Source organism: Mesorhizobium sp. M1078 (genome assembly GCF_040318615.1).
In the GTDB taxonomy this organism is placed as follows: Bacteria; Pseudomonadota; Alphaproteobacteria; order Rhizobiales; family Rhizobiaceae; genus Mesorhizobium.
This window is the reverse complement of sequence record NZ_JAMYMP010000007.1, coordinates 84,395-100,339: the sequence shown is the minus strand read 5'-3', so window position 1 is coordinate 100,339 and position 15,945 is coordinate 84,395. Positions and strand designations below refer to the sequence as shown.

Genomic DNA, 15,945 nt, shown 5'->3' with positions numbered 1-15,945 from the left:
GCATTACGGCCGGGCTCTTTTGGTTCGCATGAAAATGCTCAGTGCAGGATCTGCGACAGAAACAGCTTGGTGCGCTCGTGGCGCGGATGGTCGAAGAACTCGGCCGGCGTGTTCTGTTCGACGATCTGGCCCTGATCCATGAAGATCACCCGGTTGGCGACCTTGCGGGCAAAGCCCATTTCGTGGGTGACGCACAGCATGGTCATGCCTTCCTCGGCCAGGCCCACCATCGTCTCCAGCACTTCCTTGATCATTTCTGGATCGAGCGCCGAGGTCGGCTCATCGAACAGCATGATGCGCGGGTTCATGCACAGCGAACGCGCGATCGCCACGCGCTGCTGCTGGCCGCCCGACAGCTGGCCCGGATATTTGTTGGCCTGTTCGGGGATCTTGACGCGCTTGAGGAAGTGCATGGCGATTTCCTCGGCCTGCTTCTTCGGCGTCTTGCGCACCCAGATCGGTGCCAATGTGCAGTTCTCCAGGATGGTCAGATGCGGGAACAGGTTGAAGTGCTGGAACACCATGCCGACCTCGCGGCGCACCTCGTCGATCTTCTTGAGATCGTTGGTGAGTTCCTTGCCGTCGACGATGATCTTGCCCTTCTGGTGCTCTTCCAGCCGGTTGATGCAGCGGATCATGGTCGATTTGCCCGAGCCCGAAGGACCGCAGATGACGATGCGCTCGCCGCGCATCACCTTGAGGTTGATGTCCTTCAGCACATGGAACTCGCCATACCATTTGTGCATGCCGATGATGTCGATTGCGACATCGGTGGTCGAGATGTGCATCTTCTTGGCATCGACCTTGATCTCTTCGGCGCTGACGGCGTTTTCTATGACCATGGCAGGTTCCCCTTTTTGTTCTGTCTTTTAGCTATGATGCATGTCGTTGTCCCAAAACCGCTAAACACTTTTGGGCGACATGCATCAACGTTTGTGGCCGGTGTCGAGCCGGCGTTCCGTGTACATCGAATACCGCGACATGCCGAAGCAGAACAGCCAGAAGACGAAGGCTGCAAAGATGAGACCGGATCTCGCGGTCTGTGGGGTCGCCCAATTGGCGTCCGAGAAGTTCTGCTTGACGACGCCAAGCAGGTCAAACATCGAGATGATGATGACGAGGCTTGTGTCCTTGAACATACCGATGAAGGTATTGACGATGCCGGGGATGACCAGCTTCAGTGCCTGCGGCAGCACGATCAGCACCATCTTCTGCCAGTAGCCCAGGCCAAGCGAATCCGCACCCTCATACTGGCCCTTGGGGATCGCCTGCAGGCCGCCGCGCACCACTTCGGCCATATAGGCGGCGGCAAACAGCGAGACGCCGATCAGCGCCCTGAGATATTTGTCGAACGAAACCCCGGCGGGCAGAAACAGCGGCAGCATGACGCTGGCAAAGAACAGAACGGTGATCAGCGGGATGCCGCGAACGAACTCGATGAAGACCACGCACAGTGTCTTGACGATCGGCATCTTGGAGCGCCGGCCGAGCGCCAGCACGATGCCCATCGGCAGCGACACGGCAATGCCGACAAAGGACAGGCTCAGCGTCACCAGCAGCCCGCCCCATAGCTGGGTCTCCACATGCGGCAGGCCGAAGATGCCGCCGACCAAGAGCACGAACGCGATGATCGGCAGTGCCAGGAATAGAAGAATGGCGTTCAACCCCTTGCGCGGCACGCGTGGCATCAGCAACGGCACCAGCAGCGCCACGAACAGGACGGCGACCAGGATCGGCCGCCAGCGCTCTTCCAGGGGATAGCGGCCAAGCATCAACTGGCCGAACTTCGCGTTGACGAAGGCCCAGCAGGCGCCTGACCAGCCGTCCGGCTGGATGCCGCCTTGCGCCACCGTGGCGCATACAGTCCGGTCCGGCCCCGTCCACTGGGCGTTGATGAAGGCCCAGTTGACGACGGGCGGCACGATCATCACCACCAGCGCAATAGCCACTACAGTCAGGATGACGTCGCCCACCGAACCGATCAGGTTCTTGCGAACCCAGGCCAAAGGCCCCCGCACGCCGGCCGGGGCTTGTTGAGCGAGTGCCATTTCGGTCCGCACCCAGGAGGTATCATGTTCCTGCATGGTCTTACCTCTCCACCAGCGCCATCCTGGCGTTGACCACATTCATCACCGCCGACGTCACCAGGCTGATGATGAGATAGACGACCATCATGATCAGCACACCCTCGACCGCTTGACCGGTCTGATTCAGCACTGTGCCCGCGATCGCCGTCAGGTCGGGATAACCGATGGCGATGGCCAGCGACGAGTTCTTGGTCAGGTTGAGATACTGGCTGGTCAGCGGCGGGATGACAATCCGCATGGCTTGGGGAACGACGACAAGCCGCAGGATAGATCCCGGCCGCAGCCCCAGGGCGCCAGCCGCTTCGGTCTGACCCTTGCTGACGCCGAGAATGCCGGCGCGCACGATCTCGGCGATGAAGGAGGCCGTGTAACAGGACAGCGCCAAATAGAGAGACAGGAACTCCGGCCCGATCTGAAAGCCTCCGGTCAGGTTGAAGGTCGATTGTTTTGGAAAGTCGAAGCTCAAGGGAAAGCCGCTCAGCGCATAGGCCAGGAGCGGAAGGCCGACGATCAGCGCCGCCGAAGTCCAGAATACGGGAAACTGCTGGCCAGTTGCCATTTGCCGCTGGCGTGCCGTGCGCGCGACAAAAAAAGCCATGGCGATGCCGACAAGCAAGGCGACAAACATCAGCCAGGAGCCGTCGCCCCAGATAGCGCGCGGAAAATAGAAACCGCGTTGGTTGAGGAAAGAGCCGAACGGCAAATTGAAACTGTCGCGAGGCGCCGGCAGCACCGCGAGCACGCCTGAATACCAGAAGAAGATCACCAGCAGCGGCGGGATGTTGCGGAACACCTCGACATAGACCGTGCAAATCTTGCGAACCAGCCAGTTGCGCGATAACCGGCCGACGCCGACAATGAAGCCAATGATGGTCGCGGTGATAATGCCGGCAACGGCGACGATAATGGTGTTGATAAGCCCGACGACAATGGCCTGGCCATAGGTCGAATCGGAATCATAAGCGATGGGCCTGACTGGAATGTCAAAGCCTGCTCGGTTGTTCAGGAAGCCAAAACCGGAAGTAATATGCAGGCGCTGCAGGTTGACGATGACGTTGTGGACGATCCACCAGACGCCCGCCACCAGCAAGATGACAACCACCGCCTGGAAGAAAAACCCGCGGACTTTCGGATCGTTGATGAAGGAACCGCGGCTCGGCTCCTCGCGAAGAACTTCCTGCGACGCCATTGCTCATCCCCTGGAAAGAGAAACCGGAAGGCAGATGATCTGCCTTCCGGATCACATTTCGATCAGCGGATCGGCGGTGCGTATTGCAGGCCGCCCTTGGTCCACAGCGCATTGATGCCGCGCGCGATCTTCAGCGGGCTGCCGGTGCCGACATTGCGCTCGAACATCTCACCGTAATTGCCGACTGCCTTGACGATGTTGACGACCCAGTCATTGCTCACGCCAAGGTCGGTTCCGATCTTGGTTTCGGCTTCCTGACCGAGCACGCGCTTGATCTCCGGATTATCCGAGGTCTTCATCTCTTCGACATTGGCCTGGGTGATGCCCAGTTCCTCTGCCTGCAACAGGGCGAAGTAGGTCCACTTGACGATGTGGTACCACTGGTCGTCCCCCTGGCGTACGGCGGGGCCGAGCGGCTCTTTGGAGATGATCTCGGGCAGCACGACATGGTCGGCCGGCGCACTCAGCGTCAGGCGGATGCCATAGAGGCCGGATTGGTCGGTGGTGTAGACGTCGCAGCGGCCGGCGTCATAGGCAGCGTTGACCTCTTCCAGCTTTTCGAAGACGACCGGGTTGTACTCCATCTTGTTCGCCTTGAAGTAATCGGCGAGGTTGAGCTCGGTGGTGGTGCCGCTCTGCACGCAGACTGCCGCACCTGAAAGCTGCAGCGCCGAATTGACGCCAGGCAGTTTCTTGGCGTTGATCATGAAACCCTGGCCGTCATAATAGGTGACGCCGATGAAGTTCAGGCCAAGCGCGGTATCGCGATTGATGGTCCATGTGGTGTTGCGCGACAGGAGATCGATCTCGCCCGACTGCAACGCGGTGAAGCGCTCCTTGGCGCTGAGCGGCGTGAACTTGACCTTGGAGGCATCGCCGAAGACTGCACCAGCGACAGCGCGGCAGAAATCCGCGTCGATGCCTTTCCAATCGCCTTTGTCGTCAGGCGCCGAGAAGCCGGCCAGGCCCGTCGAGACACCGCACTGGATGAAGCCCTTCGCCTTGACGGTATCGAGCGTTGTCGCCGACGCGGCCGAAGCCATCCATCCAAGCGCAGCGGCACCGAGAATGCCAATTGCAATATGTTTCATAACCCACAGACCCTTTTCTGTTTTCAGGTAAACCCTGATCCTCAGGCAAATCCTGATCTTTTCCCGCGTGAACCCGGCTCCCATCCGGCTCATTCCGGAACCTCGCGTCGTAACCGACGCCCGGCCCCTCCCATTCACGAACTGCATCGAAGGCGATTATCTCTGTGAGGTCAAGGGAAATGACCGTTTCACGACAGCTTTGAAAACCAATTGCCGCAAATGCCTGAATTGCGGACAACACCCTCAGGAAAGCAGCAAGCCCCGCAAACAAAAGCGGCAAAGTCCGTCGACGCTAATCCACATCCACTCATGAAATCCGCGGCTCTGGATTGCCACGCGTTCCAGACTATTCATAGGGGAATTGGCCTATGCAAAGGGCACCGCGTGGCGGGCGCCCGCTGTTGCACGGCCAATGCCGCCGCTCTATGGCTAGCGCTTTCACCACAAGGCGAAGAGCAATGGCGACTGACGGCAACGAAATGGGTATCAACACGCGGCTTGCCCATTCGGGCAACAATCCGCACGACTATTTCGGCTTCGTCAATCCGCCGATCGTGCATGCCTCGACCGTGCTCTATCCCAATGCGTCGGTGATGGCGGCGCGCAGCCAGAAATACACCTATGGCACACGCGGCACGCCGACCACCGATGCGTTGGCGCATGCAATCGACGCGCTGGAAGGCTCCGCCGGCACCATAATCGTGCCGTCGGGCCTGGCGGCGGTGACCGTCCCGTTTCTGGCGTTTCTCTCGGCAGGCGATCACATCCTGATTGTCGATTCCGTCTACCATCCGACCCGCAATTTCGCCGACACGATGCTGAAGCGGCTGGGTGTCGAGGTCGAGTATTACGATCCGCATGTCGGCGCCGGCATCGCCAGCTTGATCAAGCCGAACACCAAAGTCGTGTTTACGGAATCACCGGCCTCCAACACCTTCGAGGTGCAGGACGTTCTGGCGATCGCCAAGGCGGCGCATGAAACGGGCGCCATCGTCATGATGGACAACACCTGGGCAACGCCGCTCTATTTCCGTCCGCTCGACCACGGCGTCGATATCTCGATCCATGCGGCGACGAAATATCCGGCCGGGCATTCGGACGTGCTGCTGGGCACAGTGTCTGCCAATGCCAACTGCTGGAAGCAGCTTTGCGAGACGTTCTACACGATGGGCTGCTGCGCCGGCCCCGACGACGTCTACCAAGTCCTGCGCGGCCTGCGCACGATGGGCGTTCGGCTGGATCACCATCAAAAGAGCGCGCTTTCGATTGCCACCTGGCTTGAAGGCCAGCCCGGCGTGGCCCGCGTGCTGCACCCGGCGCTTCCCAGCCACCCCGACCACGCGGTGTGGAAGCGTGATTTTTCCGGCTCGAGCGGCATCTTTTCCATCGTGCTCAAAGGCGGCGGCCAGAGACAGCAGCATGCCTTCCTCGATGCGTTGAAAATTTTCGGTCTCGGCTATTCCTGGGGCGGCTATGAGAGCCTTGCCGTGCCGGTCTTCCTCGGCGACCGTACCGTCGCCAAGGGCCCCTATGACGGCCCGCTGATCCGGCTGCAGATCGGACTCGAGGATGTCGAGGACCTCAAGGCCGATATCCTGCGCGGGCTGGAAGCGGCCGCTGCGGCATGACACCAGCAAACTTGCGAAGCTGATTCCGCTGGTCCGCCCAACCCGTTGAAAGGATTGGCGAGCGACTTTCGCAGGCGATCGACGTCGCAAAGCCGCTCATGGGTCGACCAAGCGCAATGTTATTTCCCCAATGCGCGCTTTTTCGGATCGGTTTGACTTTCAAAATCGTCGGTCCAACGCCATTGCAGGCGCTGCGCGCACAATTCCAGCCGGACTGAGCTTGCCATGGCCTTTCGTCTCTTTGTCCCCATTCTCGCCGGCGCCACGCTGCGCGAGCGCCTCATCGCCTGCATCGGGGCGATGATCGGCATTGCGCTGACCGGCGCGATCGGCGCGCTGGTGCTTGGCAATGGCCCGCATGTGCCGCTGCTGGTGGCGCCGATGGGGGCGTCGGCGGTGCTGCTGTTCGCGGTGCCTGCAAGCCCGTTGGCGCAGCCATGGTCGATCATCGGCGGCAATACAATATCGGCGCTGGTCGGCGTGATCGTGGCCCATTTCGTCCATCAGCCCGTTCTCGCCACGGGCATTGCCGTGGCGATGGCGATGGCCGCCATGTCGTTCTCGCGCTGCCTGCATCCGCCGGGCGGAGCCGCCGCACTGACCGCCGTGCTCGGCGGGCCGGCCGTGATCGGTGCCGGCTTCCTGTTTCCGTTCGTGCCGGTGGCGCTGAACTCCATGATGCTGGTCGCGCTCGGCTATGCTTTCCACAGGCTGTCGCGACGCAGCTACCCGCATGTGCCGGCCCCTGCCCCGAAAAGCACGCACGGAACCAGCGATCCGCCGGCTCAGGAGCGCATCGGCTTCCGGGCCGAGGACATCGATGCCGCGCTGGCTGCGCTCGACGAGACCTTCGACATCGACCGCAACGATCTCGAACAACTGCTGCGACAGGTCGAACTGCAAGCGACGATGCGCGCACACCGAACCATGTTGTGCGAGGACATCATGTCGTGCGACGTGATTTCGGTCGATGAACACGCGTCCGCCGATCGGGCGCGTCATCTGCTGCTCGACCACAATATCCGCACGCTGCCGGTTGTGGACAAGGACGCCAGGCTGGTCGGCACCGTTGGATTGAGGGAATTGGCGCGAGCTGACGAAGCCGTCGGAAGCGTTACGTCGACAGCGTCGACCGCCGCCGCCGGTACGCCCGCCATGGCCCTGCTACCGGTGCTCACCGACGGCCGCACCCATGCAGTCATCATCGTGGACGGGGACAGCCGCATCCTTGGCCTGATCACGCAGACCGATCTGCTTGCGGCAACGGCACGAGCGCAGGCTGCTGACAAGCCGCTGGCGGAAGCAGTATTCTAGGCGCCGTCGGAGCCGGGCGAAAATGGCCGGGAACCTTTTTGCCGGCGATGTCATCCAATGTCTTGATCGAGGTTTCGGACGGGGATTGGATCGAGGAACTGGCCATGCCTGCTATGTCTGTACCAATGCCCACTGCTGCTTCAAGCGAGATGCTTCTCGTGCGCCGCGCGCTGGCACGCGAAGGCAACGCCTTCCGCATCATCATGAAGACCCATAATCAGCGGCTCTATCGCATCGCTCGCGGGGTGGTGCGCAACGATGCCGAAGCCGAGGACATCGTCCAGGAGGCCTATGTCAGAGCCTTTGCCCATCTCGATGCCTTTCGCGGGGAGTCCTCATTGGCCACCTGGCTGTCGCGCATCGTCATCAACGAGGCGCTCGGTCGTCTGCGCAAAAGGCGGCGGACGGTGGCGAAAAACCCGCAAGCCGAAATCATCCAGTTCCCCCTCAATCCCAGCGACGATCCGGAGCGGACGATGGCGCAGCGGCAGATCCTCGAGTTGGTGGAACGGGCGACCGACAGCCTGCCCGATGTTTATCGGACGGTGTTCGTGGCGCGGGTTATCGAGGGGCTCAGTATCGAGGAGACCGCCGAGCTGCTTGGCGTGCGGCCGGAAACCGTCAAGACAAGGCTACACCGCGCCCGCGCCCTAGTACGCAAGGCACTCGACGACCAGATCGGGCCGGTGCTGCTCGACGCCTTCCCGTTTGCCGGCCGGCGCTGCGACAGGCTGACCAGCGCCGTCATGCAGCGGCTCGGCCTGGAGAGCTGATCATCGGCTGATTTGGCCGATTTCCCCGGGAACGTTTGCCGCCGCTGCGCATCCAATGACCGTCAACTGAAAAACATGGCCCGGCGCGATCCCGCGTCCGGGCGAAGGAGATGCCATGCTTACCCGACACACCGCCGCCCTCGCTGCCTTGCTGCTGCTTGGCGCTGCCCCGCTCGCGCAAGCCGCCGACAAGCCGACGGACCCGCAGATCGCCCACATCGCCTACACGGCAGGCGTCATCGACGTGGAAGCCGCCAAGCAGGCGATCAAGAAATCGAAGACCAAGGAGGTCGTGGATTTCGCCAACGACATGGTGCGCGACCACGAAGCGGTCAACGCGCAGGCACTGGAACTGGTAAAGAAGCTGAAGGTGACGCCGGAAGACAACGCAACCAGCCAGGCGCTGACCAAGGCTGCGGCCGAGGAGCGGGCGAAGCTCGCCAAACTCGACGGCGCAGCCTTTGACAAAGCCTATGTCGACAACGAGATCGCCTACCACAAACAGGTCGACGGCGCGCTTGAAACCCTTTTGATCCCATCGGCCAGTAATACCGAGTTGAAGAGCCTGCTGGAGACCGGCCTGAAGATTTTCCAGGGCCATGAATAGCACGCCGAGCATGTTGCAGGTATGCTGAAGTAAGGACCAGGCTATGTCGAAACGGCAGCTGTGGATTGCACTGGCGCTGGTCTTCGGGACCTCACCCGTGCAGGCCGAAACCATCCAGGTCACCATCGACAAACTTGTCTTTTCGCCGGCCACCGTCGACGCGAAGGTCGGCGACACGATCAAGTGGGTGAACAAGGACGTGTTCGCACATACGGCTACCGTCAAGGGTGGCTGGGAAGTGATGATCCCGCCGAAGACAACAGCGAGCCTGACCCTGCGGAAGGCGGAAGCGGTCGAATATTTCTGCCGCTTCCACCCCAACATGAAAGGTCATGTGGCCGTGACGGCGCCTTGATCCCGGTCCGCAAGCCCGTCCTGCTGCGTTGAGGCTCGCCTGGCTTCATCCGGACGGGTGATGTGTGTCCACGAGCCGTCACAGCCCGGCTGGCGCCGTGCGATCCAGGCATCCAGCCCTTCGCGCAGATCAGCGGTCGGAGCCATGCGGGCGAACTGCTCGGCCTCGACAGCCAAGCCTTCCGCGATGCTCTGGTTCAGGCCCCGCGCCACTGCTGTGAGGATTGAGGCAATTGCTGCAGGAGAATGTCTGGTCATGCGCCGGGCAAGATCAATTGCGGTGGACATCAGCTCCTCATGCGGCACCACCTGGTTGACGAGGCCGAGTTCGACGGCGCGCGGCGGCGGGAACCAATCGCCGGTCAACAGCAGCTCGAGCGCCCTCTTGCGCCCTGCCAGTCTCGGAAGCCGCTGCGTGCCGCCGAAAGTAGGCGGCATTGCAAGGTTGATCTCAGGCTTGGCGAACAAGGCGCGGTCGCTGGCGATAGCGAGCGGCACGGCTTCGGTGATCTCGCAGCCGCCGCCGAAGGCGATGCCGTTGACGGCGGCGATGACGGGCTTGCGGAATGCCTCCAGCCTTGCCGTCAGCCGCTGTCCGCGCATGACGAAGTCGCGCAGGGCAACGTCGACGCCGATGGCCACGCTGCCTGAGAATTCATGGATGTCGCCGCCGGCGGAGAAGGCGCGCTCTCCTGCTCCAGTGAGGATGACGGCGCGGATGGCGTCGTCGGTCTCGGCGGCATCGAGGAGCGCAAGCAGGCGATCAATCAGCGCATAGTTCAAGGCGTTGAGCTTTTCCGGCCGATTAAGTGTGAGGATGGCGATCCCGTTGCGGGCCTCGGTGAGCACAAGCTCGGTCATGTCTTTTCCTTCCCTGTGTTTGTCGACGGAGAGGATCAGGCTTTCGGTTGTATGTGTATTCACTAGTCGGTATACTTGCCGTGTGAGCGAAACATCGAGCCCTACCCGCAAACGCATTGTCGATGCCGCAACGAAGCTGTTCTATGCCGAGGGGATCGGCCGCGTCAGCGTCGATGCAGTGGCGGAAAAAGCCGGGCTGACCAAGCGCACGCTCTACTATCATTTCAAGAGCAAGGACGATTTGATCGCGGCCTATCTCGACGGTCGCGACCAGCCGAACCTCAAGCAGATGGCCGGCTGGTTCGAGACGGCCGAAGGCGGTGTCGAGCGCAAGGTCGAGGCGATTTTCACCAATCTGGCGCGCGTGGCGAAGCACCCGAAATGGAGAGGCTGCGGCTTTCTGCGCACGGCAGCCGAACTCGCTTCCATGCCCGGACACCCGGCCGTTAAAGCGGGGGCGCGGCATAAGCAGAATTTCGAGACCTGGCTGGCCGGCGAACTCACAGGCCACGGCGTCGACGAGCCGCAGACCCTGGCGCGCGAAATCGTGCTTTTGATGGACGGCGCGTTCTCGATCATGCTGATCCAACGCAACCCCGACTATGTCGAGGCCGCCGGACATGCCGCTGCAACGCTGGTTCGAGCAAGGTCAGGATCGGCGACTATCCGCTAGAGCGTTCACCGTTTAATGGAGACGGCGAAACACGCTATCTCTTTGACGCAATTCCAGACGGAGAACCACTTCACACTTTTCGTGGAGTTGCTCTAGAATCCAGCCGCCAGCCATGCCGTGCCGACGGCAAGGGTGAGCAGCGTCAGTGGCAGGCCGACCTTGAAGAAGGCTGAGAAGGACAGCTGCGTGCCGGCCGCCCGCGCCTGTTCGGCGACGATCAGGTTGGCGACCGAGCCAAGCAAGGTGAAGTTGCCGGCCAGCGTCGAGCTCATCGCCACCACCAGCCAGGCACGCCCGGGGTTCTCAAGGCCGGGTATGAATGGCCGCAGCGCCAGCACGGCCGGAACATTGCTCATGATGTTGGAGAGCACCGCGGTGAAGCCCGATAGACGCCAGACGTCGTCCAGCCCGAGGTTCTTGGCCGAGGCGATGATGTCGGGCGTCAGCAGCGTCTTTTCGGCGCCGGCGACAACGATGAACAGGCCGGCGAACATGAACAGCAGCGGACCGTCGATCTCGCGGTAGATGCGGGCCGGCTTGATGGCGCGGGTGAGCAACAGGATGGCGCCGCCGATGAGCGCTGCCTTGGCAACCGGAACGCCGGCGAAGAAGGCGATGGCCAGGCCGATGCAGACAACCACCGCCTTCAGCACCTGTCCCGGCAGCATGCGGCCGCGATAGACTTCCGGGTTGAGATCGGCGGTGCGGGCGAATTCGGCGCGGTAGACGATGCGCACGATGACGATGACCGCGACGAGGCCGAAGAGGGCAACCGGCGCCAGGGCGGCCGAAAAGGCCGGGTAGGAAATTCCCGACAGCGCGCCGATGACCATGTTCTGCGGGTTGCCGGTGATGGTAGCGACGCTGCCGCAGTTGGACGCTGTGGCGGTGGCGATCAGATAGGGAATGGGATTGCGATTGATAACACGGGTGACGTAGACGACGATCGGCGCCATGACCAGGCAGATGGCGTCGTTGACCAGGAACGCCGACAACACGCCGGTCAACAGCGTCACCATCACCAGCAGCACGAAAGGCGCGTGCGCATGCTCGATAGCGTAGGCGCCAAGCGCCCGGAAGGCGCCGGACACCTTCAGATGCGCCACCACGATCATCATCCCGAGCAGCAGCGTAATGGTGTCGAAATTGATGGCGCGATAGGCATCTTCCATACTGAGTGCGCCGATGGCGATCATCGCCGCACCCCCCAGCAAGGCGATCCCTGCCCGGTCGAGACGGAGGCCTGGAATACGCCCGATTGCGACGCCGGCATAAGTCAGGACAAGGATCAAAAGTGCCGCTGCGCCCATCAATGTCATTGGCAGACATCCTTGTCCAAACGAACCGACGCAGGAACGGACTGTTCCCGCTCAGGCATTTGCCGGGCAGCTTTAACGCCGCTCCAGCAAAGCGAAAGCCTATAACGATCCGAATGGGAAAATCGGTGGGCAAAATCGCGGGTCGACCGATGCCGGGAGCAACCGGAGCTTGATCTTGAGTCGGCCGAAATTCGGAATGAGACACGCGCGGCGGACTGCCGGTGGCCTGAGACTGCCATCCGCGAAACTTCCCCCTCGGGAGGCTCGTGGCTTATGTAATTAAATTCTAATTTAGGCTTTCCGGGTATGGATAGCTTAGCCATATTTCGGCCTTGGGGTTTCAGATGGTCCAGGTTCTTGAGAGGGGATGCCGTGTCTCTGAGAACGAGGCTCTGCTGGCGCGTCCGATGGAATGTCCACAATGCCACGGAACCCGCAAGGTGTTTGTCTGTGCCCGGTGGGCGAGCTCGACCGGCCATTGCTGCCCTGGAGGAACACACCGGCTCAGTTGCCCCGGTCACAGCGTCGCGTGCATGGAGTGCGAAGAGAACCTTGAGCCTATCTGAAAGCGAGCGCGACTATTTCCTGTCGGGAAAACGCGAAAAGCCCGCTCCGGCGAACCGGAGCGGGCTTTGCAACCATACGCCAAGAGTACCCTGCCGAGACCAGTACCCTGCCGAGAGCCGACCCGCTTTGCGTTTCCGCCACTGCAATAAATTGGTAGCGGCACTTCCAGAAAAAGCGATTGTTGGCTAACCGCCGTCGGATTACTCGCCCGACTGGCCGTCGCCAGTCACACTGCTGCCCAGAATTCCAAAGTCCTGAGACTTAGTTCCTTGGCCCGCAGTCAGGAATCCATCCGCATCCAGGCCGCGCCGCAGCAGTTCCCGCACCGCCGCGGACCGGCTTGGCATGCGCTTTTCGAAGCGCCAGTTTTCCAAGGCAGCCAATTCCTCGGCTGTCAGCATGATCTGCAGTCGCTCGGGTCGTTCCAGCTCGGCCATTCGCGCCTCCAACCGTCAAGACCAAAAAATATGGTGAGTTAGTATGTGTCTCAATTGCAGTATAGCTAGGGGTCCCCGTGCAGCGCGTCAAGAGAGGCTGATGGGTGACTCACATAGAAGACCAACGATGAGGAAGACACGCCGATAGCACAACCCGCGCAGTCTGCTAACTACTTGATTTACTTAGGAATATTTTATATTCTTCTTGCCATCTGAAGGTCGTTGGCGCATCTTGACCACGACGGGACAACCGGCTCCTGAAAGGAAGGTTTCCATGCGCTACGGATATTCGGCTCGGCTACGGGAGGATCTCAATTCACGGGTCCTGGGCGCGCTGCGCTCGCGCGGAATGGTCAATATTGCGGTGGTTGCCGAGGACATACGATTGCGTAACCTGGACGAGAACGTCGCCCTTGAAGATGTCGAGCGGCTTGTGATGCAGACGGCCCAACTCTACGGCGCGGTGATGGAGTTGGACGGACTGACCTCCGTCGAGGCGGGGAGATTGACTTCGGTTGCCGACGATAAGCACGAACTGCCTGGCATCGGCAATTCCGACACCACAGGCGGCCAAACCGCTCCCCTGCTGGGATTGTCCTAAGGCGCGACCCGCTCTTTCAATCGACAAAAATCCGCGAGAGAGATTTGGACCGAGCGCAGCGGCGCCTTGAGCGTCCAGACAACGCCTTGTTCCCCAAATTCCAGTTGTCCGGTGCCGCTAAGCGCTTGTGGTGCAACCCGCTTGAGCACGACGGAGCCAAAACCGCGGCGCGTCGTCCCACTCAGGTTCGGCGGCCTCGTTGTAGAAGGTGATGCGGCCCTGTGTGTCGATGGTGTAGGCTGCAACGGGCAACGCTTCCAACAAACTGGCGGGCCCGACACCTGGGATTCCAATCCCCGCATGTTGGATGACGTATTCCCCTACCCCAAATTCCCCACCTGCTCGATTTGCCCGTTCCGCGGTAGCTGAAATGCACGTGCGAGGTTTCGGTTCCCCTCGTCCCCTTGGGACGGCAATTGTTCTCCTGCGAAAGGCGATCACCCGCCGGGCGGCGGCGGATCTCAGGGCTTGCGCAAATGTCGACAACGAAGCGCAACTCAGGCCGTTTTTGTCGGAACCCCGTCAACCCGAGGCGGTTCTCCCGTTAGCCCAGCCTGACGCCAGCAACAAGTCGCCTGGAAACCGTGTCGCCGACGGCAAACGACAACCGTGCGGCAAACAGGCCCTGATCGGCGTTCAGCTTCAAAGGCCGCGGAACGCTGTTTCGCAGCCTTTACGTTGCGCCGGCGGCTTCGCATCGACAGGAACCAATCAACGGTCAGAGCGTTTGCCGCTGCGTACTCTTTTCAGACATAGCCAATCGGAGTGAGGGGCATGGCTTCATCGGCACTTATCGGCATTCTGATCACCTTCCTGGTGATCGTGCTGGTGCTCTATCTCGTCCAGCGTCTGCCGCTCGATGGCCGCACGAGGCAGATCGCGCAGATCGTTGTCATCATTATCGGCATTATTTCGCTGTTGAAATACCTGGCAGTATTTTAGGATATGGATCGCCATGACATCACAAGCAATCGCAGGGATCATCGGAACGGCGTTGTTTGTCGCGACAAGCACGGCCTACGCCCGACCCGACACGCGTCCGATGACCTGCGAGGAGACGCAGCGCCTGATCCAGAGCCATCACTCGGCGGTGTTGACGACCGGCCGGAATACTTACGATCGCTATGTCCGCCAATACGGCAACGAGTGCGACTGGCCGGAGGTGCCGGTCGCTGCCTCCGTTCCGACACGTGATGGCCAGTGCCGTGTCTATTGGTGCCGGGAACCGGTGTTCGATTTCCCGAACTGACATATCCAGCAGCCTTGCGGCGGTCGTTGCCATGGCGCTCCCGGGTTCAGACGATGCATTGCGCGAGGCGACATGGAACCCTTGCGCTGCGCGTGAATTGATTGTGCGCATGGCGCTGCAAGATGTAGCGGTGTGATGCCCAACCAGATGGAGGAGCGGTCATGCCCAATGATACAAGGCGGAGCGGCAGCTGCCTGTGCGGCGGCATCCAGTTTTCGGTGACGGGAGATCCCTTTCGGATTGGCCTTTGCCATTGCAAGGACTGCCGCAAGGCTAGCGGGTCGGCTTTTTCGACGTTTGGAGTGTGGCCGCTCGAGGCGTTCGAAACGACGGGTATCGTCAACAGCTACGGCGACAGAAGTTTTTGTCCCACCTGCGGCGGCCGGGTGCCTTTGGTTCGGGAGAATGAGGTGGAAGTGACAATTGGCAGCCTCGATGAGGTGCCCACCGAAGGGCTGGAGCCCAGCTATGAACTCTGGGTCAATCGCCGTGAGCACTGGTTGCAACCCTTGCCTGCTGCCCGGCAATTCGAGCACGACCGGGTCGATGACGAGCCGACAAACCGGACAGCCGAACCAATTTCTGACGGTGTCGAGACGCCGTCTAGCTTGCCGCAACGCAAGTCGGCCTAGCGCGAGCGGCGCAGACAGCCGGCAGGCAGGAAATCGTTCTCGAAACCGCCCGATGCCGACAGGACCGGGTCCGACAACATTTCACCCGGCAGAAGCCAAACGCAAAAAGCCCGCCTTGGCGTCAATCCAAGGCGGGCGGTAGATCATCCGGCCTGCGCTGCCGTGGAACGATGGGTTGGCCAAAGCCCTGGGCTGAGACCCATGCCGTTTGTAACCGGCGATTGACTACGGAGCGTCCCCGGTCAGCTGGAATTCGTCTTGTGGTTGCAACGATGCTACGTTTTGTTTGGAAACGAGAGCTTAAGACCACGCAATATCGTTACGTCAACTATGCTGTCCAAGTATCTCGTGGTGTGAACTGAAGGAATCTTCCTGTCTTGTACAAAAGAACGCTTTGTTTATTTTCTTTCCGTCACATAGTGTAGCGAATCTTGAAGCCGGATGGGGCGGCTTTCATGCAGCCAGCGCCTTCGCAGGATCGCGGTCCGCACGTGCAATATCCACTTCACGGCAATCTTCATGCAAGCATAGTCAGCGCAAAGTTCATGCGCAGACATTGGGGG

17 protein-coding genes are annotated in these 15,945 nt (G+C 60.9%); 10 read left to right on the top strand and 7 right to left on the bottom strand.

The window, feature by feature from the left end; genetic code table 11:
• Nucleotides 1–38: 38 nt before the first annotated feature.
• The 4 genes from NKH38_RS12335 to NKH38_RS12320 all read right to left on the bottom strand — a co-directional run bounded on the left by NKH38_RS12335 (nt 39) and on the right by NKH38_RS12320 (nt 4,367).
• Nucleotides 39–842, bottom strand: a complete 804-nt coding sequence (locus tag NKH38_RS12335) for an amino acid ABC transporter ATP-binding protein (RefSeq protein WP_023671483.1) — start codon at nt 840–842, stop codon at nt 39–41.
• 84 nt (nt 843–926) lie between these two features.
• Nucleotides 927–2,084: an amino acid ABC transporter permease gene (locus NKH38_RS12330; protein WP_023700666.1), complete on the bottom strand. Its 1,158-nt coding sequence runs from the start codon at nt 2,082–2,084 to the stop codon at nt 927–929.
• Nucleotides 2,085–2,088: 4 nt separating this feature from the next.
• The gene (locus tag NKH38_RS12325; protein ID WP_023671481.1) at nt 2,089–3,276 is read right to left on the bottom strand and encodes an amino acid ABC transporter permease; all 1,188 of its coding nucleotides are present in this window, start codon (nt 3,274–3,276) and stop codon (nt 2,089–2,091) included.
• Nucleotides 3,277–3,338: 62 nt separating this feature from the next.
• On the bottom strand, nt 3,339–4,367 hold the full coding sequence (locus NKH38_RS12320; protein WP_023671480.1) for an amino acid ABC transporter substrate-binding protein: 1,029 nt from the start codon (nt 4,365–4,367) through the stop codon (nt 3,339–3,341).
• A gap of 458 nt (nt 4,368–4,825) precedes the next feature.
• On the opposite strand from NKH38_RS12320, the gene NKH38_RS12315 reads away from it, so the two are divergent.
• The 5 genes from NKH38_RS12315 (at nt 4,826) to NKH38_RS12295 (ending at nt 9,044) form a co-directional block, all read left to right on the top strand.
• Nucleotides 4,826–5,995 (top strand): cystathionine beta-lyase, encoded by a 1,170-nt coding sequence (locus NKH38_RS12315; RefSeq protein ID WP_352760423.1) that lies wholly within the window; start codon nt 4,826–4,828, stop codon nt 5,993–5,995.
• 225 nt (nt 5,996–6,220) lie between these two features.
• Nucleotides 6,221–7,309 (top strand): HPP family protein, encoded by a 1,089-nt coding sequence (locus NKH38_RS12310; RefSeq protein ID WP_352760421.1) that lies wholly within the window; start codon nt 6,221–6,223, stop codon nt 7,307–7,309.
• Between the two features lie 104 nt (nt 7,310–7,413).
• On the top strand, nt 7,414–8,082 hold the full coding sequence (locus tag NKH38_RS12305; protein WP_023743964.1) for an RNA polymerase sigma factor: 669 nt from the start codon (nt 7,414–7,416) through the stop codon (nt 8,080–8,082).
• Between the two features lie 115 nt (nt 8,083–8,197).
• Nucleotides 8,198–8,689 (top strand): DUF4142 domain-containing protein, encoded by a 492-nt coding sequence (locus NKH38_RS12300; protein WP_352760418.1) that lies wholly within the window; start codon nt 8,198–8,200, stop codon nt 8,687–8,689.
• 43 nt (nt 8,690–8,732) lie between these two features.
• Nucleotides 8,733–9,044: a cupredoxin domain-containing protein gene (locus NKH38_RS12295; protein ID WP_023689894.1), complete on the top strand. Its 312-nt coding sequence runs from the start codon at nt 8,733–8,735 to the stop codon at nt 9,042–9,044.
• Here NKH38_RS12295 and NKH38_RS12290 read toward each other — a convergent pair.
• Nucleotides 9,020–9,904 carry a crotonase/enoyl-CoA hydratase family protein gene (locus NKH38_RS12290; protein ID WP_352499192.1) on the bottom strand — a complete coding sequence of 295 codons (885 nt, stop codon included), beginning with the start codon at nt 9,902–9,904 and terminating at the stop codon, nt 9,020–9,022. The two genes, NKH38_RS12295 and NKH38_RS12290, sit on opposite strands and share 25 nt — an antisense overlap.
• An 82-nt stretch (nt 9,905–9,986) precedes the next feature.
• On the opposite strand from NKH38_RS12290, the gene NKH38_RS12285 reads away from it, so the two are divergent.
• A complete protein-coding gene (locus tag NKH38_RS12285) occupies nt 9,987–10,577 on the top strand; it encodes a TetR/AcrR family transcriptional regulator (protein ID WP_352760416.1) in 591 nt (196 codons plus the stop codon).
• 92 nt (nt 10,578–10,669) lie between these two features.
• Here the strand turns inward: NKH38_RS12285 and NKH38_RS12280 are convergent, their stop codons facing one another.
• On the bottom strand, nt 10,670–11,896 hold the full coding sequence (locus NKH38_RS12280; protein WP_352760413.1) for an anion transporter: 1,227 nt from the start codon (nt 11,894–11,896) through the stop codon (nt 10,670–10,672).
• Nucleotides 11,897–12,663: 767 nt separating this feature from the next.
• Complete coding sequence (locus NKH38_RS12275) at nt 12,664–12,900, bottom strand: hypothetical protein (RefSeq protein ID WP_023671471.1); 237 nt, start codon at nt 12,898–12,900, stop codon at nt 12,664–12,666.
• A gap of 274 nt (nt 12,901–13,174) precedes the next feature.
• Here NKH38_RS12275 and NKH38_RS12270 point away from each other — a divergent pair, with 274 nt between their 5' ends.
• The 4 genes from NKH38_RS12270 (at nt 13,175) to NKH38_RS12255 (ending at nt 15,382) form a co-directional block, all read left to right on the top strand.
• The gene (locus NKH38_RS12270) at nt 13,175–13,501 is read left to right on the top strand and encodes a hypothetical protein (RefSeq protein WP_023730432.1); all 327 of its coding nucleotides are present in this window, start codon (nt 13,175–13,177) and stop codon (nt 13,499–13,501) included.
• 774 nt (nt 13,502–14,275) lie between these two features.
• The gene (locus tag NKH38_RS12265) at nt 14,276–14,443 is read left to right on the top strand and encodes a Thivi_2564 family membrane protein (RefSeq protein WP_023734281.1); all 168 of its coding nucleotides are present in this window, start codon (nt 14,276–14,278) and stop codon (nt 14,441–14,443) included.
• Between the two features lie 13 nt (nt 14,444–14,456).
• The gene (locus NKH38_RS12260; protein WP_352760410.1) at nt 14,457–14,750 is read left to right on the top strand and encodes a hypothetical protein; all 294 of its coding nucleotides are present in this window, start codon (nt 14,457–14,459) and stop codon (nt 14,748–14,750) included.
• Nucleotides 14,751–14,911: 161 nt separating this feature from the next.
• Nucleotides 14,912–15,382, top strand: a complete 471-nt coding sequence (locus NKH38_RS12255; RefSeq protein WP_352652120.1) for a GFA family protein — start codon at nt 14,912–14,914, stop codon at nt 15,380–15,382.
• Nucleotides 15,383–15,945 lie beyond the last annotated feature (563 nt).

Bases quoted from the DNA above. Each gene is read 5' to 3' on its own strand.
- NKH38_RS12270 (WP_023730432.1), top strand. From the start codon at position 13,175: ATGCGCTACGGATATTCGGCTCGGCTACGGGAGGATCTCAATTCACGG.
- NKH38_RS12255 (WP_352652120.1), top strand. From the start codon at position 14,912: ATGCCCAATGATACAAGGCGGAGCGGCAGCTGCCTGTGCGGCGGCATC.
- NKH38_RS12310 (WP_352760421.1), top strand. From the start codon at position 6,221: ATGGCCTTTCGTCTCTTTGTCCCCATTCTCGCCGGCGCCACGCTGCGC.
- NKH38_RS12275 (WP_023671471.1), bottom strand. From the start codon at position 12,900: ATGGCCGAGCTGGAACGACCCGAGCGACTGCAGATCATGCTGACAGCC.
- NKH38_RS12280 (WP_352760413.1), bottom strand. From the start codon at position 11,896: ATGACATTGATGGGCGCAGCGGCACTTTTGATCCTTGTCCTGACTTAT.
- NKH38_RS12295 (WP_023689894.1), top strand. From the start codon at position 8,733: ATGTCGAAACGGCAGCTGTGGATTGCACTGGCGCTGGTCTTCGGGACC.
- NKH38_RS12320 (WP_023671480.1), bottom strand. From the start codon at position 4,367: ATGAAACATATTGCAATTGGCATTCTCGGTGCCGCTGCGCTTGGATGG.
- NKH38_RS12305 (WP_023743964.1), top strand. From the start codon at position 7,414: ATGCCTGCTATGTCTGTACCAATGCCCACTGCTGCTTCAAGCGAGATG.
- NKH38_RS12265 (WP_023734281.1), top strand. From the start codon at position 14,276: ATGGCTTCATCGGCACTTATCGGCATTCTGATCACCTTCCTGGTGATC.
- NKH38_RS12325 (WP_023671481.1), bottom strand. From the start codon at position 3,276: ATGGCGTCGCAGGAAGTTCTTCGCGAGGAGCCGAGCCGCGGTTCCTTC.
- NKH38_RS12290 (WP_352499192.1), bottom strand. From the start codon at position 9,904: ATGACCGAGCTTGTGCTCACCGAGGCCCGCAACGGGATCGCCATCCTC.
- NKH38_RS12315 (WP_352760423.1), top strand. From the start codon at position 4,826: ATGGCGACTGACGGCAACGAAATGGGTATCAACACGCGGCTTGCCCAT.
- NKH38_RS12330 (WP_023700666.1), bottom strand. From the start codon at position 2,084: ATGCAGGAACATGATACCTCCTGGGTGCGGACCGAAATGGCACTCGCT.
- NKH38_RS12300 (WP_352760418.1), top strand. From the start codon at position 8,198: ATGCTTACCCGACACACCGCCGCCCTCGCTGCCTTGCTGCTGCTTGGC.
- NKH38_RS12335 (WP_023671483.1), bottom strand. From the start codon at position 842: ATGGTCATAGAAAACGCCGTCAGCGCCGAAGAGATCAAGGTCGATGCC.
- NKH38_RS12260 (WP_352760410.1), top strand. From the start codon at position 14,457: ATGACATCACAAGCAATCGCAGGGATCATCGGAACGGCGTTGTTTGTC.